23 protein-coding genes are annotated in these 25,820 nt (G+C 66.9%); 3 read left to right on the top strand and 20 right to left on the bottom strand.

Annotated features, from left to right (window positions below; genetic code table 11):
- The 17 genes from H0X91_RS03740 to rpsB form a co-directional block, all read right to left on the bottom strand.
- Positions 1-176 (bottom strand): helix-turn-helix domain-containing protein (locus H0X91_RS03740; RefSeq protein WP_196432814.1); only part of this gene is annotated, 176 nt, incomplete at its 3' end.
- Positions 177-269: 93 nt separating this feature from the next.
- On the bottom strand, positions 270-1,052 hold the full coding sequence (locus H0X91_RS03745; RefSeq protein WP_006495561.1) for a TrmH family RNA methyltransferase: 783 nt from the start codon (positions 1,050-1,052) through the stop codon (positions 270-272).
- On the bottom strand, positions 1,049-1,693 hold the full coding sequence (gene rnhB / locus H0X91_RS03750; RefSeq protein WP_006483830.1) for a ribonuclease HII: 645 nt from the start codon (positions 1,691-1,693) through the stop codon (positions 1,049-1,051). Before rnhB ends, H0X91_RS03745 begins: the two co-directional genes overlap by 4 nt.
- Entirely contained in the window at positions 1,690-2,859 is a 1,170-nt protein-coding gene (lpxB, locus tag H0X91_RS03755; RefSeq protein WP_196432815.1) for a lipid-A-disaccharide synthase, read from the bottom strand. Before lpxB ends, rnhB begins: the two co-directional genes overlap by 4 nt.
- Positions 2,860-2,862: 3 nt before the next feature.
- Positions 2,863-3,651, bottom strand: coding sequence for an acyl-ACP--UDP-N-acetylglucosamine O-acyltransferase (gene lpxA / locus H0X91_RS03760; protein WP_006483825.1), 789 nt, complete (start codon positions 3,649-3,651; stop codon positions 2,863-2,865).
- A 67-nt stretch (positions 3,652-3,718) separates the two neighbouring features.
- Positions 3,719-4,186: a 3-hydroxyacyl-ACP dehydratase FabZ gene (gene fabZ, locus H0X91_RS03765; protein WP_006495559.1), complete on the bottom strand. Its 468-nt coding sequence runs from the start codon at positions 4,184-4,186 to the stop codon at positions 3,719-3,721.
- 129 nt (positions 4,187-4,315) lie between these two features.
- Complete coding sequence (gene lpxD / locus H0X91_RS03770) at positions 4,316-5,395, bottom strand: UDP-3-O-(3-hydroxymyristoyl)glucosamine N-acyltransferase (RefSeq protein ID WP_006483817.1); 1,080 nt, start codon at positions 5,393-5,395, stop codon at positions 4,316-4,318.
- Between the two features lie 16 nt (positions 5,396-5,411).
- On the bottom strand, positions 5,412-5,909 hold the full coding sequence (locus H0X91_RS03775; RefSeq protein WP_006495557.1) for an OmpH family outer membrane protein: 498 nt from the start codon (positions 5,907-5,909) through the stop codon (positions 5,412-5,414).
- A gap of 64 nt (positions 5,910-5,973) precedes the next feature.
- Positions 5,974-8,283, bottom strand: a complete 2,310-nt coding sequence (gene bamA, locus H0X91_RS03780) for an outer membrane protein assembly factor BamA (protein WP_006493237.1) — start codon at positions 8,281-8,283, stop codon at positions 5,974-5,976.
- A 61-nt stretch (positions 8,284-8,344) separates the two neighbouring features.
- Positions 8,345-9,715: an RIP metalloprotease RseP gene (gene rseP / locus H0X91_RS03785; RefSeq protein ID WP_196432816.1), complete on the bottom strand. Its 1,371-nt coding sequence runs from the start codon at positions 9,713-9,715 to the stop codon at positions 8,345-8,347.
- Positions 9,716-9,726: 11 nt separating this feature from the next.
- Positions 9,727-10,923, bottom strand: coding sequence for a 1-deoxy-D-xylulose-5-phosphate reductoisomerase (locus tag H0X91_RS03790; protein ID WP_006483824.1), 1,197 nt, complete (start codon positions 10,921-10,923; stop codon positions 9,727-9,729).
- 15 nt (positions 10,924-10,938) lie between these two features.
- Positions 10,939-11,760: a phosphatidate cytidylyltransferase gene (locus H0X91_RS03795; protein WP_006483814.1), complete on the bottom strand. Its 822-nt coding sequence runs from the start codon at positions 11,758-11,760 to the stop codon at positions 10,939-10,941.
- Positions 11,754-12,536: a polyprenyl diphosphate synthase gene (uppS, locus tag H0X91_RS03800; protein ID WP_034201584.1), complete on the bottom strand. Its 783-nt coding sequence runs from the start codon at positions 12,534-12,536 to the stop codon at positions 11,754-11,756. Before uppS ends, H0X91_RS03795 begins: the two co-directional genes overlap by 7 nt.
- Before the next feature lie 49 nt (positions 12,537-12,585).
- Complete coding sequence (frr, locus tag H0X91_RS03805) at positions 12,586-13,146, bottom strand: ribosome recycling factor (RefSeq protein ID WP_006483822.1); 561 nt, start codon at positions 13,144-13,146, stop codon at positions 12,586-12,588.
- A 104-nt stretch (positions 13,147-13,250) separates the two neighbouring features.
- A complete protein-coding gene (pyrH, locus tag H0X91_RS03810; protein ID WP_006402648.1) occupies positions 13,251-13,964 on the bottom strand; it encodes a UMP kinase in 714 nt (237 codons plus the stop codon).
- Between the two features lie 156 nt (positions 13,965-14,120).
- The gene (gene tsf, locus H0X91_RS03815; RefSeq protein ID WP_006483826.1) at positions 14,121-15,002 is read right to left on the bottom strand and encodes a translation elongation factor Ts; all 882 of its coding nucleotides are present in this window, start codon (positions 15,000-15,002) and stop codon (positions 14,121-14,123) included.
- A 162-nt stretch (positions 15,003-15,164) separates the two neighbouring features.
- On the bottom strand, positions 15,165-15,905 hold the full coding sequence (gene rpsB / locus H0X91_RS03820; protein ID WP_006483818.1) for a 30S ribosomal protein S2: 741 nt from the start codon (positions 15,903-15,905) through the stop codon (positions 15,165-15,167).
- Between the two features lie 377 nt (positions 15,906-16,282).
- Here rpsB and map point away from each other — a divergent pair, with 377 nt between their 5' ends.
- Genes map through H0X91_RS03835 form a run of 3 tightly spaced genes read left to right on the top strand, consistent with a single transcriptional unit; the run spans position 16,283 to position 21,620 of the window.
- On the top strand, positions 16,283-17,098 hold the full coding sequence (gene map, locus H0X91_RS03825) for a type I methionyl aminopeptidase (RefSeq protein ID WP_006483813.1): 816 nt from the start codon (positions 16,283-16,285) through the stop codon (positions 17,096-17,098).
- A gap of 48 nt (positions 17,099-17,146) precedes the next feature.
- Positions 17,147-19,723 (top strand): [protein-PII] uridylyltransferase, encoded by a 2,577-nt coding sequence (locus H0X91_RS03830; protein WP_080331618.1) that lies wholly within the window; start codon positions 17,147-17,149, stop codon positions 19,721-19,723.
- Positions 19,724-19,739: 16 nt separating this feature from the next.
- Positions 19,740-21,620, top strand: coding sequence for a pseudouridine synthase (locus H0X91_RS03835; protein WP_196432817.1), 1,881 nt, complete (start codon positions 19,740-19,742; stop codon positions 21,618-21,620).
- A gap of 78 nt (positions 21,621-21,698) precedes the next feature.
- On the opposite strand, the gene def is transcribed toward H0X91_RS03835, so the two are convergent.
- The 3 genes from def to H0X91_RS03850 all read right to left on the bottom strand — a co-directional run bounded on the left by def (position 21,699) and on the right by H0X91_RS03850 (position 25,745).
- Positions 21,699-22,232 carry a peptide deformylase gene (gene def, locus H0X91_RS03840; RefSeq protein ID WP_006484650.1) on the bottom strand — a complete coding sequence of 178 codons (534 nt, stop codon included), beginning with the start codon at positions 22,230-22,232 and terminating at the stop codon, positions 21,699-21,701.
- Positions 22,229-24,304, bottom strand: coding sequence for an NAD-dependent DNA ligase LigA (gene ligA / locus H0X91_RS03845; protein ID WP_080323792.1), 2,076 nt, complete (start codon positions 24,302-24,304; stop codon positions 22,229-22,231). Before ligA ends, def begins: the two co-directional genes overlap by 4 nt.
- Positions 24,305-24,470: 166 nt before the next feature.
- Positions 24,471-25,745, bottom strand: coding sequence for a cell division protein ZipA C-terminal FtsZ-binding domain-containing protein (locus H0X91_RS03850; RefSeq protein ID WP_006498677.1), 1,275 nt, complete (start codon positions 25,743-25,745; stop codon positions 24,471-24,473).
- Positions 25,746-25,820 lie beyond the last annotated feature (75 nt).

Genomic DNA, 25,820 nt, shown 5'->3' on the forward strand with positions numbered 1-25,820 from the left:
TAGTGGCTGTGCTTCTTGCGCAGCCCCTGTTCACCATGCTCGCGATAGCTCGCCACCCAACGTCGCACCATCGTCCTGCCCACTCCGTAACGGTGAGCAAGTGTCTTGGTGCCGGCCTCTCCAGCCAGGTACGCCTGAACCACTCGACGCCGAAAACGTTCGTCGTACTTCGTCATGAAAAACACCCCAAAGGTTGGATCTAGTCCAACTTTTGGGGTGCAGTTCAGAACGCGGCCTTTCTCGTTTTACGGCACCTGCCGCATGCGGCGTCACGCCGGCCGCCGCTGCCGCACCTGCTCGAACAGACACACCGCTGCTGCCGCGGCAACGTTCAGCGACTCCATTCCGCCCGGCTGCGGAATCGTCACGCGATGCGTGGCCGCGTCGCGCCAAAAGGCCGACACGCCGGCGCCTTCGTTGCCGAACACCCATGCGACGGGCGCCGACAGGTCGCAGTCGTAGACGGCCTGCGCGCCGTGCGAGTCGGTCAGCGCGACCGGTACGGCGAGGCGTCCGGAGAGCTCGCCGGCGTCGACGTCCTCATGGATCGACAGCAGGAAATGCGCGCCCATGCCCGAGCGCAGCACCTTCGACGACCACGCGTAGGCCGTCCCCGGCGCGCAGAACACGTGACGCACGCCGGCCGCCGCCGCGCTGCGCAGGATCGAGCCGACATTGCCGGCGTCCTGCACGCCGTCGAGCACGACCGACGTCTCCGTCACGCGCGCGGGCAGCGGGTGCGCCGGCCGATCGACCAGCAGCAGGAAGCCGACGCCGTTGACGACGTTCGACAACTGTCCGAACAACGCGTCCGGCAGCGTGACGATCCGCTGCGCGTCGATACGCGCGACGATCGCCTGCGCCTCGGCATGGCCAAGCGCACCTTCGGTCGTGACGCACAGCTCGGGCGTCGCACCCGTGTCGAGATACGCGCTCGCGAGATGGAAACCTTCGAGCAGCGCCTGGCCGCTGCGGCGCTGCTGGGGCGTCGAACCCGCGAGCGCCTTCAGGCGCTTGTACAGCGGGTTGTCGCGGGAAGTGATGCTTTTCATCGAATCAGATCAAGCGCCGCACGAACCGGCGCGAACGAGCGCCGGTGCGCTTCGCACGGGCCATGTTCGCGCAATGCGGCGAGGTGTTTCGCGGTGCCGTAGCCCGCATGCACGTTGAAGCCGTACACCGGGAAGCGTTCGTGCAGGTCGACCAGCATGCGGTCGCGCGTGACTTTCGCGAGGATCGAGGCGGCCGAGATGCTCGGCACGAGCGCGTCGCCGCTGACGATCGCCTCGGCACGCACGCTCAGCGTCGGGCAGCGGTTGCCGTCGATCTGCGCGAGCGTCGGCAGCACCGACAGCCCTTCCACGGCTCGCTTCATCGCGAGCATCGTCGCGTGCAGGATGTTCAGCGTATCGATCTCGTCGACGCTCGCCGACGCGACGCAATACGCGTGCGAACGCGCGACGATCAGGTCGTACAGCAGGTCGCGCTTCTTCGCGGAGAGCACCTTCGAATCGTCGAGCCCGTCGATCGGCCGCGCCGGATCGAGGATCACCGCGGCGGCCACCACCGGCCCCGCGAGCGGGCCGCGGCCCGCTTCGTCGACGCCGCACACGATCTCGTCCGGGCGGCTGAAATCGAAACCGCCCTGCCCGTCGCTCGGCGCGCGGCGGCGCGGTGCACGGACGGCGGTCATGCGCGCCCCTTGCGTTGCTCGAGCACGCGCACGACGGCCTCGGCCGCCTTCGCGGCCGTGTTCTGCCGCAGCGAAAGATGCATTTCGGTAAACACTTCGGTCAGCGTACGGCGATTCGCGTCGTCGCGCAGCTGCGTGAGCGTCGCATCGGCGAGCGCCTCGGGCGTCGCGAAATGCTGCAGCAGCTCGGGCACGACGAAGCGTCCCGCCAGGATGTTCGGCAAGCCGACATACGGCAGGTAGCCCTGCCGGCGCATGATCTGCCCGGTCAGCCAGGGCACCTTGTACGAGATCACCATCGGCTTCTTCAGCAGCGCGGCTTCCAGCGTGACGGTGCCACTCTTCACGAGGATCGCGTCGGCGGCCGTCATCGCGACCTGCGAGCGGCCGTCGGTGATCGTCAATGCGAGTTGCGGATGGGCGTCGACGAGCGGCTGCAGCAGTTCGCGCAGCACGGGCGTCGCCGCCGGCATCACGAACCGCACGCCGGGCTCACGCTGCTGCATCAGCGCCATCGCCGCGAAGAACGTCGGACCGATCAGTGCGATCTCCGAGCGCCGGCTGCCCGGCAGCACCGCGATCACGGGGCCGTCGGCCGGCAGACCCAGCGCGATACGCGCGCCGTGCGTGTCGGGTTCGAGCGGGATGTCGTCGGCCAGCGGGTGGCCGACGTAGGTCGAGGCGACGCCGGCCTTGTCGAGAATCGCCGGTTCGAACGGAAACAGGCACAGCATGTGATCGACGGACTTCGCGATCTTCTTGATCCGGCCGCCGCGCCACGCCCAGATCGACGGGCACACGAAGTGGATCGACGGGATGCCCGCGTCGCGCGCGGCCTGTTCGACGCTGAAGTTGAAATCGGGGGCGTCGACGCCGATGAACGCGTCCGGCCGCTCGGCGAGCAGCTGGCGCTTGAGTTCGCCGCGAATCCGCAGGATCTCGGGAATCTGGGCCAGCGCCTCGACATAGCCGCGCACGGTCAGCTTGTCCATCTGCCAGTGCGAGTCGAAGCCCTGCGCGATCATGCGCTGCCCGCCGATCCCGTAATACTGGGCCGATTCGGGCAGCCGCTCGTGCAGCCCGCCGAGCAGCGACGCCGCGAGCAGGTCGCCCGACGGCTCGCCAGCCACCATCGCGAGCCGGAGCTGATTGGTCGGGAGCGGCATCGCTTAGCGGATGATGCCGCGTTGCGACGCGTCGATGAACTCGACGAGCGCCTTCACCGGTGCATCGCCGTCGCCGCCCGCTCCCGCGAGCTCGCGCAGTTGCACCTTCGCCTCCTCGAGCGACAGGCCGTTCTTGTACAGCACGCGGTACGCGCTGCGCAGCGCCGAGATCGCATCGGCCGAGAAGCCGCGCCGGCGCAGCCCTTCGACGTTGATCCCGTGCGGCTCGGCCTTGTTACCCGCCGCGATCACGAATGGCGGGATGTCCTGCACGAGCGCCGACGCGCCGCCCAGCATCGAATGCGCGCCAATGCGCACGAACTGGTGCACGCCCGACATCCCGCCGATGATCGCGAAGTCGCCGATCTCGACGTGACCGGCCATCTGCGCGTTGCTCGACAGGATCACGTTGTTGCCGACGCGGCAGTCATGGCCGATGTGCACGTAGGCCATGATCCAGTTGTCGTCGCCGAGCGTCGTCACGCCGACGTCCTGCACGGTGCCCGTGTGGATCGTCGTGAATTCGCGGATCGTGTTGCGGTTGCCGATCACGAGCTTCGTCGGCTCGTCCTTGTACTTCATGTCCTGCGGACGGCCGCCGACCGACGCGTAGTGGCCGATGCGGTTGTCCTCGCCGAGCGTCGTATGGCCTTCGATCACGCTGTGCGAGCCGATCGTCGTGCGCGCGCCGATCGTGACGTGCGGGCCGACGATCGCGTACGGGCCGATCTCGACCGATTCGTCGATCTGCGCGCCCGGCTCGACGATCGCGGTAGGATGAATCCTGGTCATGCGCCGTTGCCTCTCGATATGATGTGTCGCGTTGCTCGCGTTACGTTATCCATGCGTGCCGCGTCGCTCAGGGCGCCGCGTCGGCCGTCTTGACCGTGCACATCAGTTCGGCTTCCGCCGCCACCTTGCCGTCCACTTCCGCCACCGCCTTGAACTTCCAGATGCCGCGGATGTAGCGCTCGAACGTCACGTTCAGAATCAGCTGGTCGCCCGGTTCGACCACGCGCTTGAAGCGCGCGCCGTCGATCCCGACGAAGTAATACAGCGTGTTCTCCGGATCCTTCGGCTGCTCTTCCGCGAACGTCAGCAGCGCCGCGGCCTGCGCGAGCGCCTCGAGGATCAGCACGCCCGGCATCACCGGCCGCTTCGGGAAATGCCCCTGGAAGAACGGCTCGTTGATCGACACGTTCTTCAGCGCTTTGATCCCTTTGTGCGGTTCGAGTTCGAGCACGCGATCGACGAGCAGAATCGGGTAGCGATGCGGCAGCAGCGTGAGGATCTTGTGGATGTCGAGGTTGATTTTTTCAGTGCTCATGATGGTTCGTCTCACGCAGAGGCTGCGCGGTGGTGATGCAAAGGCTGAAGCGGGCCGCCGCGCGGCCCAGTCTGGCAAACCGGGCCGGTTGCGCTGGCCGTGCCCGGTTCGTGGTCTCGCATGATGCGCTCAGGCGTGGGTGCCGCCCTGGGCGGCGAGCGCGGCTTCGAGCGCCTTGATGCGCTCGCGCAGCTTGTCGAGGTTGCGCACGAGCGCGGCGCTCTTGTTCCATTCGCCGTGGTCGACGGCCGGGAACGCGCTGGTGTAGATGCCGGCTTTCGGCAGCGACTTCGATACGCCCGACTTCGCGGTGATGATCACGTAGTCGCCGAGCGTCACGTGGCCGGCGATCCCGGCCGCGCCACCGATCATGCAGTGGCGGCCGATCGTCGTGCTGCCCGCGATGCCGGCGCTGCCGGCGATCACCGTATACGCGCCGATCCGGCAGTTGTGGCCGATCTGGACCTGGTTGTCGATCTTCACGCATTCCTCGATGACGGTATCCGCCATCGCACCGCGATCGATCGTCGTGTTCGCGCCGATTTCGACGTCCGGGCCGATCGTCACGCCGCCGACCTGCGGGATCTTGACCCAGCTGCCGGTGCGCGCGTCACCATCGCCGACGAAATCCGGTGCGAAGCCGAAGCCGTCGGAGCCGATCACGGCGCCCGCATGGACGATCGCGCGCGGGCCGATCTTGCAGCCGTGGTACACCGATGCGTTCGGATAGAAATGGGAGCCGGCGCCGATCGTCGTGCCGCGGCCGACGAATACGTTCGCGTCGAGCTGCACGCCGTCTTCGATCACCGCGCCGGCCTCGATCGTCACGTGCGGGCCGATCACCGCGGTCGCGGCGACCGTCGCGGCCGGATCGATCGTCGCGCTCGGATGCACGCCGGCCGCGCGCGGCGGCGTGGCCAGATCGATGAACATCTGCGCGACGCGCGCGAAGTACGCGTACGGATTCGGCGTCACGATGAAATTGCGACCGGCGGCGGCCGCGCCCAGCTTTTCCAGATCCTTCGGTGCGATCAGGACCGCACCGGCACGGGTCGATTCGACCTGCGACAGGTACTTCGGGTTCGCGAGGAACGCGAGCTGTTGAGGGCCCGCCTGGTCGAGCGGTGCGAGCCCGCCCACCTTGCACTGTGCGTCGCCGGCGATCTCGCCGCCGAACCGTTTTACGAGTTCCTCAAGCGTCAATGCCATTCGTCGTCTGCTCCGTTCAGTTCGTCGAGCCGGACGCGAGCGCCTTGAGCACCTTGTCGGTGATGTCGATGCGCGGGCTGACGTACACGGCTTCCTGCACGATCAGGTCGTAATTCTGCTGCTCGGCGATCTGCTTGATGACCTTGTTCGCCTTGTCCAGCACGGCCGCCAATTCTTCGTTGCGACGCTGGTTCAGGTCTTCGCGAAATTCGCGCTGCTTGCGCTGGAAGTCGGTATCGAGCTGCGCCAGATCACGCTGCTTCTGCGCGCGATCGGCCGCCGACAGCGACGTGCCGTTCTTGTCCAGCGAATCGGACATCGACTTCAGGCGTGCCGCCAGGTCCTGCAGATCCTTGTCACGCTTCGCGAACTCGGCTTCGAGCTTCGTCTGCGCCGCCTTCGCGGGTGCCGACTCGCGCAGGATCCGATCCGAATTGACCGCCGCGATGCGGGCGACGTCCTGTGCGTGCACCGTTGCCGCGCCCAGGGCCAGCGCAACGGTCAGCGCGCACATCACTCGTTTCGAAAACTTACCGGTTAGCAAAATTACCCTCTCGTTGCTGTTGTCATGCGTTCGTTCAGAACGCCGTCCCGATCTGGAACTGGAATTTCTGGTACTGGTCGCCTTCGTGCTTCTGCAGCGGGAAGCCGAGGCTCAGCTTCAGCGGGCCGATCGGCGAGATCCACGCGAGACCCACACCGTAGCCGTAGCGCAGGCCGTTGGCGCCCGTACTCGTGCCGCCCGGCGCGTTGCCCCACACGTTACCGCCGTCGAGGAACGTGAACACGCGCAGCGTGCGGTCGTAACCGGTGCCCGGCAGCGGGAACGTCAGCTCGATGTTGCCGACCAGCATCTTCGAACCGCCGATCGGGTCGTTCGTCTTCGTGTCGCGCGGGCCCAGCGAGCTCGGCTCGTAACCCCGCACGGAGCCGATACCACCCGCGTAGTAGTTCTTGAAGATCGGGTACGGGTTGCCGATACCGTTACCGTAGCCGCCTTGCAGGTTCAGGCCCAGGATGAAGCCGCGCGAGAACGAATAGTAGTACTGCGCCTGCAGGTCGGCCTTGTAGTACTGGATCTTGCCGACCGGCACGCCGTATTCGATGTTCGCCTGCGTGAAGTAGCCGCGGCTCGGAATCAGCGCGCTGTCCCGCGCGTCGCGCGACCAAGCCACCGTCAGCGGCACCGTGTTCGACACGCGGCCGAACTCGTTCACGTAGTCCTGGTAGCTCTGCGGCGTGTTCGAATCGACGTCGAGGCGGTTCTGCTCGAAGCCCGCGCCGAAGTACACGGTGTCGACTTCCGAGAACGGAATGCCGAACTTCAGGTTGCCGCCCGCGCTGATGATCCGGAAGCTCGAGCTCGTCGAGTAGTAAAGCGGCTGGTACGTGCGGTAGTAGACGTCCGTGATCCGCTTGATGCCGTCGACCGTGAAGTACGGGTCGACCTGCGTGACGGTCAGCGTGCGGTAGCTCTTCGCGGTGTTGACGTTCACCGACAGGCTCGTGCCCGAACCGAACACGTTGTCCTGCGACACGCCGGCCGACAGCACGACCTTGTCCGTCGACGAGAAACCGGCACCCAGCGTGATCGCGCCGGTCGGCTTTTCGTCGACCTTCACGTTCACGTCGACCTGGTCGTTCGTGCCGTCGACCGGCACCGTCGTCACGTCGACGTTGGTGAAGTAGCCGAGGCGGTTCACGCGGTCCTTCGACAGCGCGAGGCGGTTCGAGTCGAACCACGAGCTTTCGAGCTGGCGCATTTCGCGGCGCACCACTTCGTCGCGCGTGCGCGTGTTGCCGACCACGTTGATGCGGCGCACGTACACGCGGCGGCTCGGATCGACGACGAGGTTCAGGTTGACCTTGTGGTTCGCCTGGTCGATGTCCGGCTGCGCGTTGACGGTCGCGAATGCGTAGCCGTATTCACCGAGCTTGTCGACGATCGACTTGGTGGTCTGCTGCAGCTTTTCGGCCGAGAAACGGTCGCCCGGCTTGATCTTGATCAGCTTGTTGAGTTCGGCCTCGCGATCGAGCAGATTGCCCGACAGCTTGATGCCCGACACCGTGTACGGCTCGCCTTCGTGCAGCGTGACCGTCAGATACATGTCCTTCTTGTCCGGCGAGATCGACACCTGGGTCGACTCGATGTTGAACTCGAGGTAACCGCGGTTCAGGTAGTACGAGCGCACCGCTTCGAGGTCGCCCGTGAGCTTTTCCTTCGAGTACAGGTCGTTCTTCGTGTACCAGGAGAACCAGTTCGGCGTCGACAGCTGCATCTCGTCGCGCAGCGTGCTGGTGCTGAACGCCTTGTTGCCGATGAAGTTGATCTGGCGGATCTTCGCGCTCGGGCCTTCGGCCACCGCGAACAGGATCGACACGCGGTTCGCGTCGACCGGCGTGATCGTCGTCTTGACCTCGGCCGCATAGAAGCCGCGCGTCAGGTACTGGCGCTTGAGCTCCTGCTCCGCCTTGTCGACGAGCGCCTTGTCGTAGTAGCGGCCATCGGCGAGGCCGACCGCGCGCAGCGCCTTCGTCAGGTTGTCCTTGTCGAATTCCTTCGTGCCGGTGAAGTCGATCGACGCGATGGCCGGACGCTCCTGCACCTGCACGATCACGACGTTGCCCTGCGTGGCGATGCGCACGTCGTTGAAAAAGCCCGTCGCGTACAACGCGCGGATTGCTTCGGATGCCTTGTCGTCCGTGAAGGTATCGCCCTGCTTGATCGGCAGATAGGCGAACACCGAACCCGCTTCGACGCGCTGCAGCCCCTCGATCTTGATGTCTTGCACCACGAACGGTGCCGCTGCATGCGCCGCGAGGCCGTGCGCGGCGAGCGCGGCCGCTGCAACTGTCTTAGGTACAAAGCGATGAGGTTTGAACAACATGCATCCCCAATATTTAGCTGCATCAAATCGGGCGGCTGGCCAGCGGCCGCCGCCTGACGCTTCAGAAATGGATTAACCGAGCCAGATCGTTGAACAGCGCGATCGCCGACAATGCGACGATGCAGATCAACCCGGCTCTTTGCAGAATCAGCTGCCAACGCTCCGAGACGGCTTTCCCGGTCGCGGCTTCAACCGCATAATATAACAGATGCCCCCCGTCCAAAACGGGAATCGGCAACAAGTTCAGGACGCCAAGGCTAATGCTGACAAGGGCGAGGAACGACAGGAACGCCGACGGACCGAGCCGCGCGCTCTTGCCTGCGTAGTCGGCGATCGTCACCGGGCCGGACAGGTTCTTCAGCGACGCGTTGCCCGTGATCATCCGCCCGAACATCTTCAGCGAATACACGGAAATGTCCCACGTGCGGTGCGCGCCGAACCGCAGGCTCTCGATCGGCCCGTAGCGCACGTCCACCGACGGCGCGTGCATCGACAGCGCCGCGCCGATGCGGCCGACCTGCTGCCCCGATTCGTCGTCGCGCTGCATCTGCGGCACGATCGCGACCGTCTGCGCGGCGCCGTTGCGTTCGATCTGCAGGTCGAGCGGCTTGCCCGCATGGTGCTTCACCGTGTCGATGAAGCGCGACGCGCCGCCGATCGGCTTGCCGTCGAGCGCGACCAGCTTGTCGCCGACCTTCAGGCCGGCCTGTTCCGCCGCGCTGCCCGGCTGCACCGACGCGACCGACAACGTGCCGCCGCCAGCCTCGAAGCCCAGATGGGCCATGAAGTCGTCGTCGAGCTGGCTGTCGGGTACGTTGCGGAGATCGACGCGGAAATCGAACGTCGCATTGCCGTCGCGCGCGCCGAGCACGACCTCGCGATGGTCGAACGCGGCCGACAGCAGCTTCCAGCGCAGGTCCGACCACGATCGCACCGGTTCGGACTCGCCGCCCTGCGCATTGCGGATCGACACGACCGTCTCGCTGCCGTCGAAGCCCGCGCGGGCCGCCGCAGTGCCGGCAGCCGGCGGCGCGACGATCGCGGTCGGTTCGGTCACGCCGGTGGCGAATACGAGGGAGAACAGCGCGATTGCCAGCAGGAAGTTCGCAATCGGCCCGGCCGCGACGATCGCGATGCGCTTGTAGACCGACTGGCGGTTGAATGCCTGGCCGAGCACCTCGGGCGGAATGCCGGGGCCCGGATCGCGCTCGTCGAGCATTTTCACGTAGCCGCCGAGCGGCAGCGCGGACAGCGTCCACTCGGTGCCCGTCCGGCGGCTGACCCAGCGCGCGACGGGCTGGCCGAAGCCGATCGAGAAACGCAGCACTTTCACGCCGCACCAGCGCGCGACGCGATAATGTCCGTACTCATGCACGACGACCAGTACCCCGATCGCCACCGCAAACGCGACCAGTTCGACCAGCACGTTCATGAGCACCCCATTCAGACAGTACGCTCCACGCGTGGCGCAGGCGCTTTCGCAATGATCGCGGCGGCGAGGCGGCGAGCCTCGGCATCCGCCGCGAGGACGTCGTCGAGCCCGTCGGGCGCGCGGTTCGGCAGCGTGTTGAGCACGGCGTCGACCGTCGCCGCGATCGCCATGAAGCCGATCCGGCGCTCGAGAAATGCTTCGACCGCGACTTCGTTCGCCGCGTTCAATGCGGCGCTCGCGATACCGCCTTCCTCGAGCGCCTTCAGCGCGAGCGCGAGGCACGGGAAGCGCGCGTAATCGGGCTTCTCGAACGACAGCTGGGCGATCTGCGCGAGGTCGAGCTGGTCGACGCCCGCGTCGACGCGCTCGGGAAACGCGAGCGCGTGCGCGATCGGCGTGCGCATGTCGGGGTTGCCGAGCTGCGCGAGCACCGAGCCGTCGCGGTACGACACGAGCGAATGGATCACGCTCTGCGGGTGGATCAGCACGTCGATCCGGTCGCCGGGCAACCCGAAGATCCAGTGCGCCTCGATCACCTCGAGGCCCTTGTTCATCATCGTCGCGGAATCGACCGAGATCTTGCGGCCCATCACCCAGTTCGGGTGCTTGCACGCTTCGTCCGGCGTGACGTCGACCAGCGTGGCCGGTTCGCGCGTACGGAACGGGCCGCCCGACGCGGTCAGGATGATCTTCGAGATCCCGCCGTGCTCGGCCGCGTCGCGCGGCATGCACTGGAAGATCGCGTTGTGTTCGCTGTCGACCGGCAGCAGGATCGCGCCATGGTCGCGTACGGCGTCCATGAAGATCGCGCCCGACATCACGAGCGCTTCCTTGTTCGCGAGCAGGATCCGCTTGCCGGCGCGTGCGGCCGCCAGGCTCGGCGCGAGGCCGGCCGCGCCGACGATCGCCGCGACCACCGTGTCGCAGCCGTCGCTCTTCGACACGTCGACGAGCGCCTGCGGCCCGTGCAGCACGACCGTCTTGCTGCCGGCCGCGCGCAGTTTGGCGTCGACGTGCGCGGCCGTCGCGGCATCGCCGACCACCGCCACTTCAGGCGCGAAGCGCAGACACTGCTCGACGAGCTTGTCGCCGTTGCGGTGCGCGGTCAGCGCATAGACCGAGAAGCGCTCGGGATGGCGCGCGACCACGTCGAGCGTGCTGTCTCCGATCGAGCCCGTGGAACCGAGCAATGTCAGACGTTTTTGCATAACAGGAATAATGGTTTAACCAAGCAGCAGCATCGCGAGCGGCAGCACCGGCAGCAGCGCGTCGACACGATCGAGCACGCCGCCGTGGCCCGGCAGCAGTCCGCTCGAATCCTTCACGCCCGCCTGCCGCTTCAGCAGCGACTCGAACAGGTCGCCGATCACGCTGTACGCGACCAGCAGCGTCAGCGCGGCCCACGCGCCGGGCATCCCGTAGCGCATGGCGAATGCAGAAAACAGGGTCGGTTCGAACGCATGCACGGCCATCGCGACACCGGCGACGACCATCACCGCGAACCAGCCGCCGATCGCACCCTCCCAGCTCTTGCCGGGGCTGATCGTGATGGCCAGTTTACGCTTTCCGAAGGCCTTGCCCGCGAAGTATGCGCCGATATCGGCCAGCCAGACGACCAGAAGCAGCGACAGCACGAACGGCACGCCCTGCGCGCGGGCTGCCACGAGCGCATGCCAGCAGGCGGCGAACACGACGAGGCCGGCGGCCAGCAGGAACGGCCGCCACACGCCGCCCGCGAGTTCGGGCTTGCGCCGCAGCGCGAACGGGCCGACCAGCAGCCAGAACACGCCGGCCGCCATGAAAAGGGGACGGGACGATGCCGCATCGACGCCGAGCGGCGCGGTGGCCGCGAGCGCGAGCGCCGCGACGAGCGCATAGACGACCGGGCCGGCGCCGCCGAGCTTGAGCAGGCGCGCCCACTCCCACGCGGCGAACACGAGCACGACGCCGATCAGCGCACCGAACCCGGCGAGCGGCGCGAACAGCGTCACCGGCAGCAGCACTGCCAGCATCACGATCGCCGTGATCACACGGGTTTTCAGCATGAAAGGGAGTCGGCGTTCTGCGATTGCGGTTCGAGCTGCGCACTCGTGCGCCCGAAACGGCGCTCGCGCTCGGTATACGACGCCATCGCGTCGGCCAGTGCCGCGCCGTCGAAATCCGGCCAGTACTTGTCGGTGAAATAGAATTCGGCGTACGCGAGCTGCCACAGCAGGAAGTTGCTGACGCGCTGCTCGCCACCGGTGCGGATGAAGAGATCCGGCTCCGGCGCATAGGCCATCGCCAGGTGCGGCGCGAATGCATCCTCGGTCACTTCGATCTCGCGACCTTCGCGCACGGCCTGCTCGACGAGCTTCTTCGTCGCCTGCAGGATGTCCCACCGGCCGCCGTAGTTGGCCGCGATGGTGAGCGTCAAACGGGTATTGCGCGCCGTCTTGGTTTCGGCGCGGCGAATCAGTTCGCGGATGCGCGGCTCGAAACGGTCGAGATCGCCGACGACACGCAGGCGGATCCCGTTCGCATGCAGCTTGCCCACTTCGCGCTCGAGCGCGGTGATGAACAGCCGCATCAGGAACGACACTTCGTCGTTCGGCCGGCGCCAGTTTTCCGAACTGAACGCGAACAGCGTCAGGTACTCGACGCCGGCGCGCGCGCAGCCTTCGACCACCGCCCGCACGGCATCGACGCCGCGGGTGTGCCCCGCGACGCGCGGCAAGCGGCGTTCGGTCGCCCAACGGCCGTTGCCGTCCATGATGATCGCGATGTGACGCGGCACGACGCCGACGTCAGGCACGCGAACGGTAGAGCTGGTATAGGTCATGGCCGTTGAGACAGTAATGCGGGAAGAAGGCGGCGCGCGAGGACGGTCGTCAGACCGTCATGATCTCGGCTTCCTTGGTCTGCACGAGCTTGTCGACTTCGGCAACGTGCTTGTCGGTCAGCTTCTGCACGTCGTCGCTCGCACGGCGCTCGTCGTCTTCCGAGATTTCCTTGTCCTTCACGAGCTTCTTCAGCGCTTCGTTCGCGTCGCGGCGCAGGTTGCGGATCGCGACCTTGGCCGTTTCGCCTTCGCTCTTCACGACCTTGGTCAGCTCGCGGCGGCGCTCTTCCGTCAGCGCGGGCATCGGCACGCGGATCAGGTCGCCGGCCGTTGCCGGGTTCAGGCCCAGATCGGCTTCGCGGATGGCCTTCTCGACCTTCGCGACCATGTTCTTTTCCCACGGCTGCACGCCGATCGTGCGCGCGTCGACGAGCGTCAGGTTCGCGACCTGCGAGATCGGCACCATCGAGCCGTAGTAGTCGACCTGCACGTGATCGAGCAGACCGGTGTGCGCACGGCCCGTACGGATCTTGGCCAGATCGTTCTTGAACGCTTCGATCGAGCGCTGCATCTTTTGCTCGACGCCCTTCTTCACATCAGCGACACTCATTTCAACCTCCGAACCTTCAAACCTTCAAAGAACGCGGGCCCCGCCCGGCGCATGTCGCGCGCCGCGGCCGGCAACCCGCGCCGGTCGCCCGCATCCGCGGGAGTTTACACGTGGACGAGCGTACCTTCGTCCTCGCCCAGCACGATGCGCTTGAGCGCGCCCGGCTTGTTGATCGAAAACACGCGAATCGGCAGCTTCTGGTCGCGGCACAGCGCAAACGCCGTCGCGTCCATCACCTGCAGGTTGCGGCTGATCGCCTCGTCGAAGCTGATCGTCGTGTAGCGCGTGGCCGACGGATCCTTCTTCGGATCGGCAGAATATACGCCATCGACCTTGGTCGCCTTCAGCACGACTTCGGCGCCCACTTCCGAGCCGCGCAGCGCGGCGGCGGTATCCGTCGTGAAGAACGGGTTGCCGGTGCCGGCCGCGAAGATCACGACGCGGCCTTCCTCGAGCTGACGGATCGCGCGGGGCCGGATGTACGGCTCGACGACCTGGTCCATGCGCAGCGCGGACTGCACGCGCGCCTCGATGCCCGCGTGGCGCATCGCGTCCTGCAGCGCCAATGCGTTCATCATCGTCGCCAGCATCCCCATGTAGTCGGCCGTCGCGCGGTCCATGCCGGCCGCGCCGCCCGCGACACCACGGAAAATATTACCGCCACCGATCACGACCGCGAGCTGCGTGCCGAGACGCACGACTTCGGCGATATCGGCCACCATCCGTTCGATCGTCGCGCGATTGATGCCGAAGGCATCGTCGCCCATCAGCGCTTCGCCGGAGAGTTTGAGGAGGACGCGTTTATAGGCATTGGACATAGGGGCTTCCGAGCGACGAGAGGATGACAACCACGAACTGTAGGGGCGAAATACTGATTCGGGCAAGCGCCGCCGACCGGACCGGGGTTCCCGGCCGGCCGGCGACGCCGCCGGCCGCGGCGGAGCGGACGCCCGCCGCGGATACTGCCTGACTGCTTACTGCTGCTTTGCTGCTGCGACTTGCGCGGCCACTTCGGCGGCGAAGTCGTCCTGGCGCTTCTCGATGCCTTCGCCGACGACGAACAGCGCGAACTTCTGCACCGCCGCATTCGCTGCCTTCAGCATCTGCTCGATCGTCTGCTTGTCGTTCTTCACGAACGTCTGGTTCAGCAGCGACACTTCCTTCAGGTACTTCTGGACGCTACCGTCGACCATCTTCGCGACGATTTCGGCCGGCTTGCCCGATTCCGCGGCCTTCTGCTCGGCCACGCGGCGTTCCGTCTCGATCAGTTCCGCCGGCACGTCGGCCGACGACAGCGCGACCGGCTTCATCGCCGCGATGTGCATCGCGACGTCCTTGCCGACCTGCTCGTCCGCGCCCGTGTACTCGACGATCACGCCGATACGCGCGCCGTGCAGGTACGTCGCGATCTTGTTGGCGGTTTCGAAACGGACGAAACGGCGGATCGACACGTTCTCGCCGATCTTGCCGATCAGCGCGAGGCGGACTGCGTCGACGGTCGAGCCGTCGAGCGGCAGCGCCGACAGCGCGGCCACGTCGGCCGGGTTCTGCGTCGCGACGAGTTCCGCGACCGTCTTCGAGAATGCGAGGAAGTCGTCGTTCTTCGCGACGAAGTCGGTTTCGCAGTTCAGCTCGACCAGCGCGCCCGCGTTGCCGCCGACGAACGAGGCGACGACGCCTTCAGCCGTCACGCGCGATGCGGCCTTGCTCGCCTTGTTGCCGAGCTTGACGCGCAGCAGTTCTTCAGCCTTGGCCAGATCGCCGTCGGCTTCCGTCAGCGCCTTCTTGCACTCCATCATCGGTGCGTCGGTCTTCGCGCGCAGTTCTGCCACCATGCTTGCGGTAATTGCCGCCATCATTCGCTCCTTGAGTCTGTATTCACAACGCCGCCCGCTTGGACGCGAACGGCCGAGATTCGTTTCCGGACCCGCGCCGATTCGGCGCGATCAGGTCCGGCGCACAAGCTTAAAAAAAGGGGGCCTGTTGAGAGCCCCCTTTTTGCGCCGGCTCGGGGCCAGTTACGCGTTTTCCTCGACGTACTCGTCGTCGCCGCGTGCGGCCTGGACCACTTCGTTGACCGCGTTCGCACGGCCTTCGAGGATCGCGTCGGCCACGCCTTCGGCGTACAGCGCGACTGCCTTGCTCGAGTCGTCGTTACCCGGGATCACGTAATCCACGCCTTCCGGCGAGTGGTTCGTATCGACCACGGCGATGACCGGCACGCCCAGCTTGTTCGCTTCCGTGACGGCGATCTTGTGGTAGCCGACGTCGACGACGAAGATCGCGTCCGGAATGCCGCCCATGTCCTTCACGCCGCCGATCGACTTCTGCAGCTTGGCGATTTCGCGTTCGAACAGCAGCGCTTCCTTCTTGCTCATCTTCTCGAGCTCGCCCGCCTCGACTGCCGCTTCCATGTCCTTCAGGCGCTTGATCGACACCTTCAGCGTCTTGAAGTTGGTCATCATGCCGCCGAGCCAGCGTGCGTTGACGTACGGCATGCCCGCACGTTGCGCTTCCTGGGCGATCGTGTCACGCGACTGGCGCTTCGTGCCGACGAACAGGATCGTGCCGCGGTTCGCTGCCAGCTGGCGCACGTACTTCTGTGCGTCCGTGAACATCGGCAGCGTCTTTTCGAGGTTGATGATGTGAATCTTGTTGCGGTGACCGAAAATGAACGGAGCCATCTTCGGGTTCCAGAAGCGCGTCTGGTGACCGAAGTGGACACCCGCTTCCAGCATTTGGCGCATCGTAACTGCCATGTAAATTCTCCACGAGGGTTGGGTCTTAAGCCGGCTGCCGTACCGCCGCGCGAACCCGCCACGAAGGCGTGAATTCCGCACGGACGGCACCCTGGTTGCGCCGGCTCGCGATTCGGCACGCGCAAAACGCCCGTGCCGTAAGCCTTTCACCGCGATGCCGCCCCAACTTGGGGCAAATTCGGCATTTGGATATCGACTTAGCCAAAGAGTATAGCACGCGGATTTGTCCGCTCTCAAGTCGCTCGGCACTTTCGCTTGCCGCGCGGCAGCGGGCCGGGCAATCCGCGAAAACCCGCATCCGCGCGGCCCGCAGGGGCTGCGAGGCCCGCCATAAGGTGCGATAATCCGTCAATTCACCGCATTCCAGGCATACCTCGATGGCTATTACGCTCAAAAACGAACACGATATCGCGGAGATGCGCGTCGCCTGCCGTCTCGCGAGCGAAGTGCTCGACTTCATCACGCCGCACGTCGTCGCGGGCGTCACGACCGCCGAACTCGACCGCCTCTGCCACGAGTTCATGCTCAACGAGCAAGGCACGATCCCCGCGCCGCTGAACTACCAGCCGCCCGGCTATCCGCCGTACCCGAAGGCCACCTGCATTTCGGTCAACGACGTGATCTGCCACGGCATTCCCGGCGAGAAGGTGCTCAAGAACGGCGACGCGCTGAACATCGACATCACCGTGATCAAGAACGGCTATTTCGGCGACACCAGCCGGATGTTCATCGTCGGCGAGGGCTCGATCCTCGCGAAGCGCCTCGTGCAGACCACCTACGAATGCATGTGGCTCGGCATCGACCAGGTCAAGCCCGGCGCGCATCTCGGCGACATCGGCCATGCGATCCAGAAGCACGCGGAGGCGCAGGGCTACAGCGTCGTGCGCGAATATTGCGGCCACGGCATCGGTACGGTGTTCCACGAGGATCCGCAGGTCGTCCACTACGGCCGTCCGGGCACCGGCATCGAACTGAAGGCCGGGATGATCTTCACGATCGAGCCGATGATCAACGCCGGCAAGCGCGACATCCGCACGATGCCCGACCAGTGGACGGTCAAGACCCGCGACCGCAGCCTGTCCGCGCAGTGGGAGCACACGGTGCTCGTCACCGAAACCGGCTACGAAGTGCTGACCGTGTCTGCCGGCACGCCGGCGCGCCCGGTGTTCGCACAGCCGGCCGCCGCCGTCTGAGCGCCGTCGCGCCCCGCCCGCCCCACTTTCGCACCTGAACGGCCGCCCATGAGCGCTCACGCTGCCCCCTCGCCCGAAGCGCTGTCGCGGCGCGCCGAATTCAAGGCCGCCAAGACGGAGATGCTCGAGCGCTTTCGCCGCGCGGCGAACGTCGCGTCGCTGATGCACGCGCTGTCGAAACTCACCGACGATGCATTGAAACGCGTGTGGGACGACTGCGGACTGCCCGCGACGCTCGCGCTCGTCGCCGTCGGCGGGTACGGGCGCGGCGAGCTCGCACCCTATTCCGACGTCGACATCCTCGTGCTGCTGCCGGATGCGCACGACGCGGCGCTCGACGCACGCATCGAGCGCTTCATCGGCATGGCGTGGGATCTCGGCCTCGAGATCGGCAGCAGCGTGCGCACGGTCGCGCAGTGCATCGAGGAGGCTTCGCAGGACGTCACGGTGCAGACCTCGCTGCTGGAAGCGCGCCGCATCGTCGGCAGCACCGCGCTGTTCGAGCGCTTCACCGTGCGCTACCACGAAGCGCTCGACGCCCGCGCGTTCTTCACCGCGAAGGTGCTGGAGATGCGCCAGCGCCACGCGAAGTGCCAGGACACGCCGTACAGCCTCGAACCGAACGTGAAGGAAAGCCCGGGCGGGCTGCGCGACCTGCAGACGATCCTGTGGATCGCGCGCGCGGCCGGCTTCGGCAGCAGCTGGCGCGAACTCGACACGCGCGGCCTGATCACCGACCGCGAAGCGCGCGAGCTGCGCCGCAACGAAGGGTTCCTGAAGACGCTGCGCGCGCGGCTGCACGTGATCGCCGGGCGTCGCCAGGACATGCTCGTGTTCGACCTGCAGACGCAGGCCGCCGAAAGCTTCGGCTACCAGCCGACGCAGGCCAAGCGGGCGAGCGAGCAGCTGATGCGTCGCTACTACTGGGCCGCGAAAGCGGTCACGCAGCTCGCGACGATCCTGATCCAGAACATCGAGGCGCAGCTGTTCCCCGCGACGAGCGGCATCACGCGCGTGCTGTCGGCCGATCGCTTCGTCGAGAAACAGGGGATGCTCGAGATCGTCGACGACGGCGTGTTCGAGCGCCATCCCGACGCGATCCTCGAAGCCTTCCTGCTGTACGAAACGACGCGTGGCGTGAAAGGCCTGTCCGCCCGCACGCTGCGCGCGCTGTACAACTCGCGCGAGATCATGAACAACGCGTGGCGCCGCGATCCGCGCAACCGCGACACGTTCATGCGGATCCTGCAGCAGCCCGAAGGCATCACGCACGCGTTCCGGCTGATGAACCAGACGAGCGTGCTCGGCCGCTACCTGCTGAATTTCCGCCGCATCGTCGGGCAGATGCAGCACGACCTGTACCACGTGTACACGGTCGACCAGCACATCCTGATGGTGCTGCGCAACATCCGCCGCTTCGCGGTAGCCGAGCATGCGCACGAATACCCGTTCTGCAGCCAACTGATCGGCAACTTCGAGCGCCCTTGGGTGCTGTATGTCGCGGCACTGTTCCATGACATCGCGAAGGGCCGCGGCGGCGACCACTCGACGCTCGGGATGGCCGACGCGCGGCGCTTCTGCCGCGAGCACGGCATCGCCGGCGACGATGCGGCGCTGATCGTGTGGCTCGTCCAGCATCACCTGACGATGAGCCAGGTCGCGCAGAAACAGGACACGAGCGACCCCGAAGTCATCAAGCGCTTCGCCGAGGTCGTCGGCAACGAGCGCTATCTCACCGCGCTCTACCTGCTGACCGTCGCCGATATCCGCGGCACGAGCCCGAAGGTGTGGAACACGTGGAAGGGCAAGCTGCTCGAGGATCTGTACCGCATCACGCTCGCGGTGCTCGGCGGCGCGAACCCCGACGCGCATTCGGAGCTGAAGTCGAGACAGGAGCAGGCGCTCGCGCTGCTGCGCCTGGAAACCGTGCCGGACGATGCGCACCGCGCGTTGTGGGATCAGCTCGACGTCGGCTTCTTCCTGCGTCACGACGCGGCCGACATCGCATGGCAGACGCGTGTGCTGTACCGGCACGTGAACGCCGAAACCGCGATCGTCCGCGCGCGGCCGTCGCCGATCGGCGACGCGCTGCAGGTGCTCGTGTACGTGAAGGACCGCCCCGACCTGTTCGCGGGCATCTGCGCGTATTTCGACCGCAACGGGCTGTCGGTGCTCGATGCGCGCGTCAGCACGACGCGGCACGGGTATGCGCTCGACAACTTCATCGTCACGCAGACCGAGCGCGACGTGCGCTACCGCGACATCGCAAACCTCGTCGAGCAGCAGCTCGCGGCGCGGCTCGCCGAAACCGCCCCGCTGCCGGAACCGTCGAAGGGCCGCCTGTCGAGGCTGTCCCGGACGTTTCCGATCACGCCGCGCGTCGACCTGCGGGCCGACGAGCGCGGTCAGTACTACATCCTGTCCGTGTCGGCCAACGACCGGCCGGGCCTTCTCTATTCGATCGCGCGCGTCCTCGCCGAACATCGGATCGGCGTCCATGCGGCGCGGATCAATACGCTCGGCGAGCGCGTCGAAGACATCTTCCTGCTCGCGGGCGCCGGCCTGTCCGATAACCGCCTGCAGATCCAGCTCGAAACCGAATTGCTGCGTGCGATCGCAGTCTGAATGAATCCCAGCGTTTATGCGCACCAAATTAACCGTCAAGAATCCGAAGCCGGCGTCGCCGACTCGCGCCCCCGTCCGCTCCGGCAGCCTCGTCGCCCGCAAGGCGGTGCGTCCCGCCGCGCCGCCCGCAGGCGACAAGCCGGCCCGCCCGAAGAAGGCGCCCGCGGCAGCCGCCACCGGCGAGCGCTCGTTCAAGCCGCGCGGCGCCGCCGGCGCCGAACGCCCGGGCGCGGATCGCGCGCCGGCCAAGCGCGCGCCGCGTGACGGCGGTGCCGAGCGCGGCACGCGCGCGCCGTACCGCGACAATGCAGCCGGTGAAGGCGCGAAGCGCAGTTTCGGCGACCGTCGCACGTCGTCGGATCGCCCGCCGCGCCGCGATGACGATGCGCGTCCGCGTCGCGCGGGTGGCGACGAAGGCAAGCGCCCGTCCTATCGCGACAACGCATCCGGTGAAGGCGCGAAGCGCGGCTTCGGCGAGCGTCGCACGTCTTCCGATCGACCGCCGCGCCGTGATGACGACGCACGTCCGCGCCGCGCAGCAGGCGCCGACGACAGCAAGCGTCCGTCCTACCGCGACAAGGCCGCCAGCGAAGGCGCGAAGCGCAGCTTCGGCGAGCGTCGCACGACTTCCGATCGACCGCCGCGCCGTGATGACGACGCACGTCCGCGCCGCGCAGCAGGCGGTGACGACAGCAAGCGCCCGTCGTACCGCGACAAAGCCACCGGCGAAGGCGCGAAGCGCAGCTATGGCGACCGCCGTACGTCGTCCGATCGCCCGCCGCGCCGCAGCGACGACGATACGCGTCCGCGCCGTGCAGCGGGTGGTGACGACAGCAAGCGCCCGTCGTACCGCGACAAGGCCGCCGGCGAAGGCGCGAAGCGCGGCTTCGGCGACCGCCGCACGTCGTCCGATCGCCCGCCGCGCCGTGATGACGACGCACGTCCGCGCCGCGCAGCAGGCGCCGACGACAGCAAGCGTCCGTCCTACCGCGACAAGGCCGCCAGCGAAGGCGCGAAGCGCAGCTTCGGCGACCGCCCCGCCCGCCCGGCGCGCGACGGCGACCGCCGTTCGTTCGGCGCGGTGAAGACCGCGCAACCCGTCAAGCGCGCGACGGCCGACGTCGACTACGGCGACGAAACGGGCCTGATGCGCCTGTCGAAGCGGATGTCAGAGCTCGGCATGTGCTCGCGCCGCGAAGCCGACGAATGGATCGAAAAGGGCTGGGTGCTCGTCGACGGCGAACGCATCGACACGCTCGGCACCAAGGTGCGCGCCGACCAGAAGATCGAGATCGACGAGCGTGCGAGCGCCGCGCAGGCCGCGCAAGTGACGATCCTGCTGCACAAGCCGGTGGGCTACGTGTCGGGCCAGGCGGAAGACGGCTACGAGCCGGCGGCCGTGCTGATCACGCGCGCGAACCGCTGGAGCGGCGATCATTCGCCGGTGCGCTTCTCGCCGCAACACCTGCATGCGCTTGCGCCGGCCGGCCGTCTCGACATCGACTCCACCGGCCTGCTGGTGCTGACGCAGAACGGCGTGATCGCGAAGCAACTGATCGGCGAGCAGTCGGACATCGACAAGGAATACCTGGTGCGCGTGCGCTTCGGCGAACGACTGATCGACATCGACCAGCACTTTCCGGCGGAATCGCTCGCGAAGCTGCGCCACGGCCTCGAACTCGACGGCGTCGCGCTGAAGCCCGCGATGGTGAGCTGGCAGAACGGCGAGCAGCTGCGCTTCGTGCTGCGCGAAGGCAAGAAGCGCCAGATCCGCCGCATGTGCGAACTGGTCGGCCTCGACGTGATCGGCCTCAAGCGCGTGCGGATGGGCCGCGTGATGCTCGGCGCGCTGCCGCAGGGCCAATGGCGCTACCTGTCGGCCGACGAGACGTTCTGACCGCAGGCACCCGGTACGCCATCCAATGAAAAAGCCCGCTCGAGCGGGCTTTTTTCTTGTCTGCCGGAAACGGGCCGATCAGTCGTCGTCGGCCGGATCGAGCCCCGGGAACAGCACCTCGGTGAAGCCGAAGCGCGTGAAATCGGTGATCCGCATCGGATACAGCTTGCCGATCAGGTGATCGTATTCGTGCTGGACCACGCGCGCGTGGAACCCCTCGGCGACACGATCGATCTTCTGGCCGAACTGGTCGAAGCCGCTGTAGCGCACCTTCGCGTAGCGGCTGACGACGCCGCGCATCCCCGGCACCGACAGGCAGCCTTCCCAGCCCTCTTCCATGTCCGGCGGCATGTACTCGATCTTCGGGTTGATCAGCACGGTTTCGGGCACCGGCGGCGCATCCGGGTAGCGGTTGTTGTTGCCGAAGCCGAAGATGATGATCTGCAGCCCGATGCCGATCTGCGGCGCGGCCAGCCCGGCGCCGTTCGCGTGGTGCATCGTCTCGAACATGTCCGCGACGATCTCGTGCAGCTCGGGTGTATCGAACCGCTCGACCGGTTGGGCGACTTCGAGCAGGCGCGGATCGCCCATCTTCAGGATCTCGCGAATCATGGCGTATTACCCTCCAGGAGTTGGTGCAGACCGTCTTCGTCCAGCACGGGGATGCCGAGTTCCTCGGCCTTCGCGAGCTTGCTGCCGGCTTCGGCGCCCGCGACCACGTAATCCGTCTTCTTCGATACCGAGCCGGCCACCTTGGCGCCCGCCGCTTCGAGCATTTCCTTCGCCGCATCGCGCGTCAGATTCGGCAGCGTGCCGGTCAGCACGACCGTCTTGCCGGCGAGCACGCCCTGCGGCGCTTTCGGCGCGGGCGGCCCTTCCGGCCACGTGACCTTGCCCGGCGCGCGCAACTGCTCGATCACCGTCCGGTTGTGCTCTTCCGCGAAGAACTGGTGAATCGACTCGGCGACGATCGGTCCGACGTCGTTCACTTCGAGCAGTTCCTCGATCGACGCGTCCATGATCGGCGTCAGAGAGCCGAAATGCTTCGCGAGATCCTTCGCGGTCGATTCGCCGACATGGCGGATGCCGAGCCCGTAGATGAAGCGCGCGAGCGTCGTGTGCTTCGCCTTCTCGAGCGAATCGAGCAGATTCTGCGCGGACTTCTCCGCGAACCGGTCGAGTTCGGCCAGCGTCGCGAACCCGAGATTGAACAGGTCGGCCGGCGTGCGCACCAGATTCAGTTCGACGAGCTGGTCGATGATCTTCTCGCCGAGACCGTCGATGTCGAGCGCGCGGCGTTGCGCGAAATGCCACAGCGCCTGCTTGCGCTGCGCCGGGCAGAACAGCCCGCCGGTGCAGCGCGCGATCGCCTCGTCCGGCAGGCGCTCGATCTTCGAGCCGCACACCGGGCATTCGGTCGGCATCACGAATTCGGCCGCGTCTGCCGGGCGCCGGTCGAGCAGCGCGCCGACCACTTCCGGAATCACGTCGCCCGCGCGGCGCACGATCACGGTGTCGCCGATCCGGATGTCCTTGCGGCGCACTTCGTCCTCGTTGTGCAGCGTCGCGTTGGTCACGGTCGCCCCGCCGACGAACACCGGCTCGAGGCGCGCGACCGGCGTGATCGCGCCGGTGCGGCCGACCTGCACGTCGATCGCGACGAGCTTCGTCAGCGCTTCCTGCGCGGGGAACTTGTGCGCGAGCGCGAAGCGCGGCGCACGCGACACGAAGCCGAGCCGCTCCTGCTCGTCGCGCCGGTTGACCTTGTAGACGACGCCGTCGATGTCGTATGGCAGCGACTCGCGCTTCTCGCCGACCTTGCGGAAGAAGTCGAGCAAACCTTCGGCGCCGTGCACGACCGCGCGCTCGCGGTTCACCGGCAGGCCGAACGCCTCGTACCAGTCGAGCAGCGCGCTGTGCGTGTCGGGCATCGGCATCCCGTCGAGCACGCCGATCCCGTACGCGAAGAACGACAGCGGCCGCTGCGCGGTGATCTTCGAGTCGAGCTGGCGCAGGCTGCCGGCCGCCGCGTTGCGCGGGTTCGCGAATTCGCGCTGCTCGGCCGCGCGCTGGCGTTCGTTCAGGCGTGCGAAATCGCGCTTGAACATCAGCACCTCGCCGCGCACGTCGAGCACGGCCGGCACGTGCTTGCCCTTCAGTTTCAGCGGAATCGAGCGGATCGTGCGCACGTTCTCGGTCACGTCCTCGCCCGTCGTCCCGTCGCCGCGCGTCGAGGCCTGCACGAACACGCCGTGCTCGTAGCGCAGCGAAATCGCCAGGCCGTCGAACTTCAGTTCGCACGCGTATTCCACGGGGTCGGTCACCGAGCCGGCGAGATCGGTCGCCTTGGCGAGCGCATCGGCGACGCGCTTGTCGAACGCGACGATGTCCTCGTCGGCGAAGCCGTTGTTCAGCGACAGCATCGGCGCATCGTGGACGACCGGCGTGAAGCCGCCGGCCGCTTCGCCGCCGACGCGCTGCGTCGGCGAATCGGGCGTCACGAGTTCGGGATGGTCGGTTTCGAGCTGCTGCAGCTCACGGAACAGCCGGTCGTATTCGGCGTCGGGCAAATCCGGCTGATCGAGCACGTAATAGGCGTAGTTCGCCCGCTCGAGTTGGTCGCGCAGCCACGCGGCGCGCGCGTCGGGCTGGCTGGCTGGCGGTTCGGCTTGGGTTCGGGCCATGCTGGCGGCAGAGTCGTTCTGAAAAAAATCGGATGCCCGATTATCTCAGTTTGACGCCGCAGCGGGGCACGCAATGCGGGCCGGATGACGTGCTGCAGCGCACATGAAACGTGCTCGCCGCAGCGACGAACGACGGTGTCGAATACCGCCGTCCGCGCCCCGCGCGTTACTGGCTGAAGAGGCGGCGCGTGACCGGCGAACCGGCCGGGATGCCCGCTTCCTCGAGCTTCGCGTACAGCTTCATCAGTTGCTGCTCGATCGCGAGCAGCGTCGACTCCGGCAGTGGCCGGCGCGAGTCGTCGACGACGCGTGCGCCGATCCGCTCGGACAGCGACTTCGCGTAATCGCACATCAGCCGGAACGGCAGGATGTCCTCTTCGGCCACCGGCACGTCGAGCACCAGCGTGATCATGTTGCCGCCCTTGTACGTCAGGTCGTCGCGCAGGAAGTTCGTATCGCCGAACTGCAGCATGAACACCGGGTTCTGCTTCGCGTCGAGCTTCACGAAGCGCGTGCCGTCGCGCGACAGCAGCAGCCCGTCCTGCGACGCGACCGCCTGCACGTAGTTCGCGGACCACGGCGCACCGTCCGACATCACGTTGATCGACAGTTGCGCGTCGCACTGCGCGGCAAACGCGTCGAGCTCGCGCGCCATCGCGACCGTTTCCATCATGTCCGGGAATTCCGGCGCGCCGTCGATCGCGTCGGCGAACTGCTGGACGCCCGTCACGAATTCGGAGAATTCGAGCTCGTTCAGTGCGCCGCTGCGGTTCGCAAGCTGCGCGGCCGCGCGCAGCTCTTCGTAGCGCACGCCGTTCTGCAGCAGCTCCCACTGGCCGCCTTCCGGCTTGCCTTCGATGTGCACGGGCTTGCTGCCCGCCCGGCGCAGCCGCTGCGCGACCGGCAGGATCTTGTCGCCCGGCAGCGGGCCGGTGAGGCGGATCGGCACGATGCAGTCGATCCGGCGATCGACGATCGCGGGCGGCGCCGACGAGACCGTCGTCGCGGCCGGCATCACCGGTTCGGTCGGCTCGGCCGGTTCGGCCGCCGCGTCATGCGTGGCGGCGGGCACGGCCTCTTCGCCGGCAGCCGGTTCGCTCGATTCGGCCGACGTGTCGACGCCCGTCGCCTCGGCCTGCAGGTCGGCCGGCGTATCGGCCGGCGCGGCCCCGCCGAACGTCGGCTCGACGCGCGCGGTTTCGGCCGCCGCCGTCGCCGCCGCGACCGGCGCCGCGGGCTCGCGGCGCACCGGCTGACGCACCGGCTCGATGAACGGCAACTCTTCGTCGCGCTCGGGGCGGTTCATCGCCTCGGCCGCTTCTTCCGGCATCGGGCGCGGCATCCTGCGCCGCACTTTCGCGCCCTGCCATGCGTTGTAGACCACGACGCCGCCCACCACGACGGCGCCCGCGCCGATCAAACCGAGTGTCAACTCGTCCATGCACGCTCCATCAGCAATTCTTTTTCGTCGGGACCGCGAACGGGCGCCCATGCGCCGCGCGAACGCGGTCCGGTT

This window comes from Burkholderia sp. 9777_1386 (assembly GCF_015712265.1).
In the GTDB taxonomy this organism is placed as follows: domain Bacteria; phylum Pseudomonadota; class Gammaproteobacteria; order Burkholderiales; family Burkholderiaceae; genus Burkholderia; species Burkholderia cenocepacia.

Excerpts from the sequence above, each read along its gene's own strand:
- H0X91_RS03830 (WP_080331618.1), top strand. The coding sequence starts at position 17,147 with ATGAGCGCTCACGCTGCCCCCTCGCCCGAAGCGCTGTCGCGGCGCGCC.
- tsf (WP_006483826.1), bottom strand. The coding sequence starts at position 15,002 with ATGGCGGCAATTACCGCAAGCATGGTGGCAGAACTGCGCGCGAAGACC.
- H0X91_RS03850 (WP_006498677.1), bottom strand. The coding sequence starts at position 25,745 with ATGGACGAGTTGACACTCGGTTTGATCGGCGCGGGCGCCGTCGTGGTG.
- H0X91_RS03745 (WP_006495561.1), bottom strand. The coding sequence starts at position 1,052 with ATGAAAAGCATCACTTCCCGCGACAACCCGCTGTACAAGCGCCTGAAG.
- rnhB (WP_006483830.1), bottom strand. The coding sequence starts at position 1,693 with ATGACCGCCGTCCGTGCACCGCGCCGCCGCGCGCCGAGCGACGGGCAG.
- H0X91_RS03790 (WP_006483824.1), bottom strand. The coding sequence starts at position 10,923 with ATGCAAAAACGTCTGACATTGCTCGGTTCCACGGGCTCGATCGGAGAC.
- map (WP_006483813.1), top strand. The coding sequence starts at position 16,283 with ATGGCTATTACGCTCAAAAACGAACACGATATCGCGGAGATGCGCGTC.
- pyrH (WP_006402648.1), bottom strand. The coding sequence starts at position 13,964 with ATGTCCAATGCCTATAAACGCGTCCTCCTCAAACTCTCCGGCGAAGCG.
- lpxD (WP_006483817.1), bottom strand. The coding sequence starts at position 5,395 with ATGGCATTGACGCTTGAGGAACTCGTAAAACGGTTCGGCGGCGAGATC.
- rpsB (WP_006483818.1), bottom strand. The coding sequence starts at position 15,905 with ATGGCAGTTACGATGCGCCAAATGCTGGAAGCGGGTGTCCACTTCGGT.
- def (WP_006484650.1), bottom strand. The coding sequence starts at position 22,232 with ATGATTCGCGAGATCCTGAAGATGGGCGATCCGCGCCTGCTCGAAGTC.
- frr (WP_006483822.1), bottom strand. The coding sequence starts at position 13,146 with ATGAGTGTCGCTGATGTGAAGAAGGGCGTCGAGCAAAAGATGCAGCGC.
- ligA (WP_080323792.1), bottom strand. The coding sequence starts at position 24,304 with ATGGCCCGAACCCAAGCCGAACCGCCAGCCAGCCAGCCCGACGCGCGC.
- H0X91_RS03795 (WP_006483814.1), bottom strand. The coding sequence starts at position 11,760 with ATGCTGAAAACCCGTGTGATCACGGCGATCGTGATGCTGGCAGTGCTG.
- rseP (WP_196432816.1), bottom strand. The coding sequence starts at position 9,715 with ATGAACGTGCTGGTCGAACTGGTCGCGTTTGCGGTGGCGATCGGGGTA.
- H0X91_RS03835 (WP_196432817.1), top strand. The coding sequence starts at position 19,740 with ATGCGCACCAAATTAACCGTCAAGAATCCGAAGCCGGCGTCGCCGACT.
- H0X91_RS03775 (WP_006495557.1), bottom strand. The coding sequence starts at position 5,909 with ATGTGCGCGCTGACCGTTGCGCTGGCCCTGGGCGCGGCAACGGTGCAC.
- bamA (WP_006493237.1), bottom strand. The coding sequence starts at position 8,283 with ATGTTGTTCAAACCTCATCGCTTTGTACCTAAGACAGTTGCAGCGGCC.
- lpxA (WP_006483825.1), bottom strand. The coding sequence starts at position 3,651 with ATGACCAGGATTCATCCTACCGCGATCGTCGAGCCGGGCGCGCAGATC.
- uppS (WP_034201584.1), bottom strand. The coding sequence starts at position 12,536 with ATGACCTATACCAGCTCTACCGTTCGCGTGCCTGACGTCGGCGTCGTG.
- fabZ (WP_006495559.1), bottom strand. The coding sequence starts at position 4,186 with ATGAGCACTGAAAAAATCAACCTCGACATCCACAAGATCCTCACGCTG.
- lpxB (WP_196432815.1), bottom strand. The coding sequence starts at position 2,859 with ATGCCGCTCCCGACCAATCAGCTCCGGCTCGCGATGGTGGCTGGCGAG.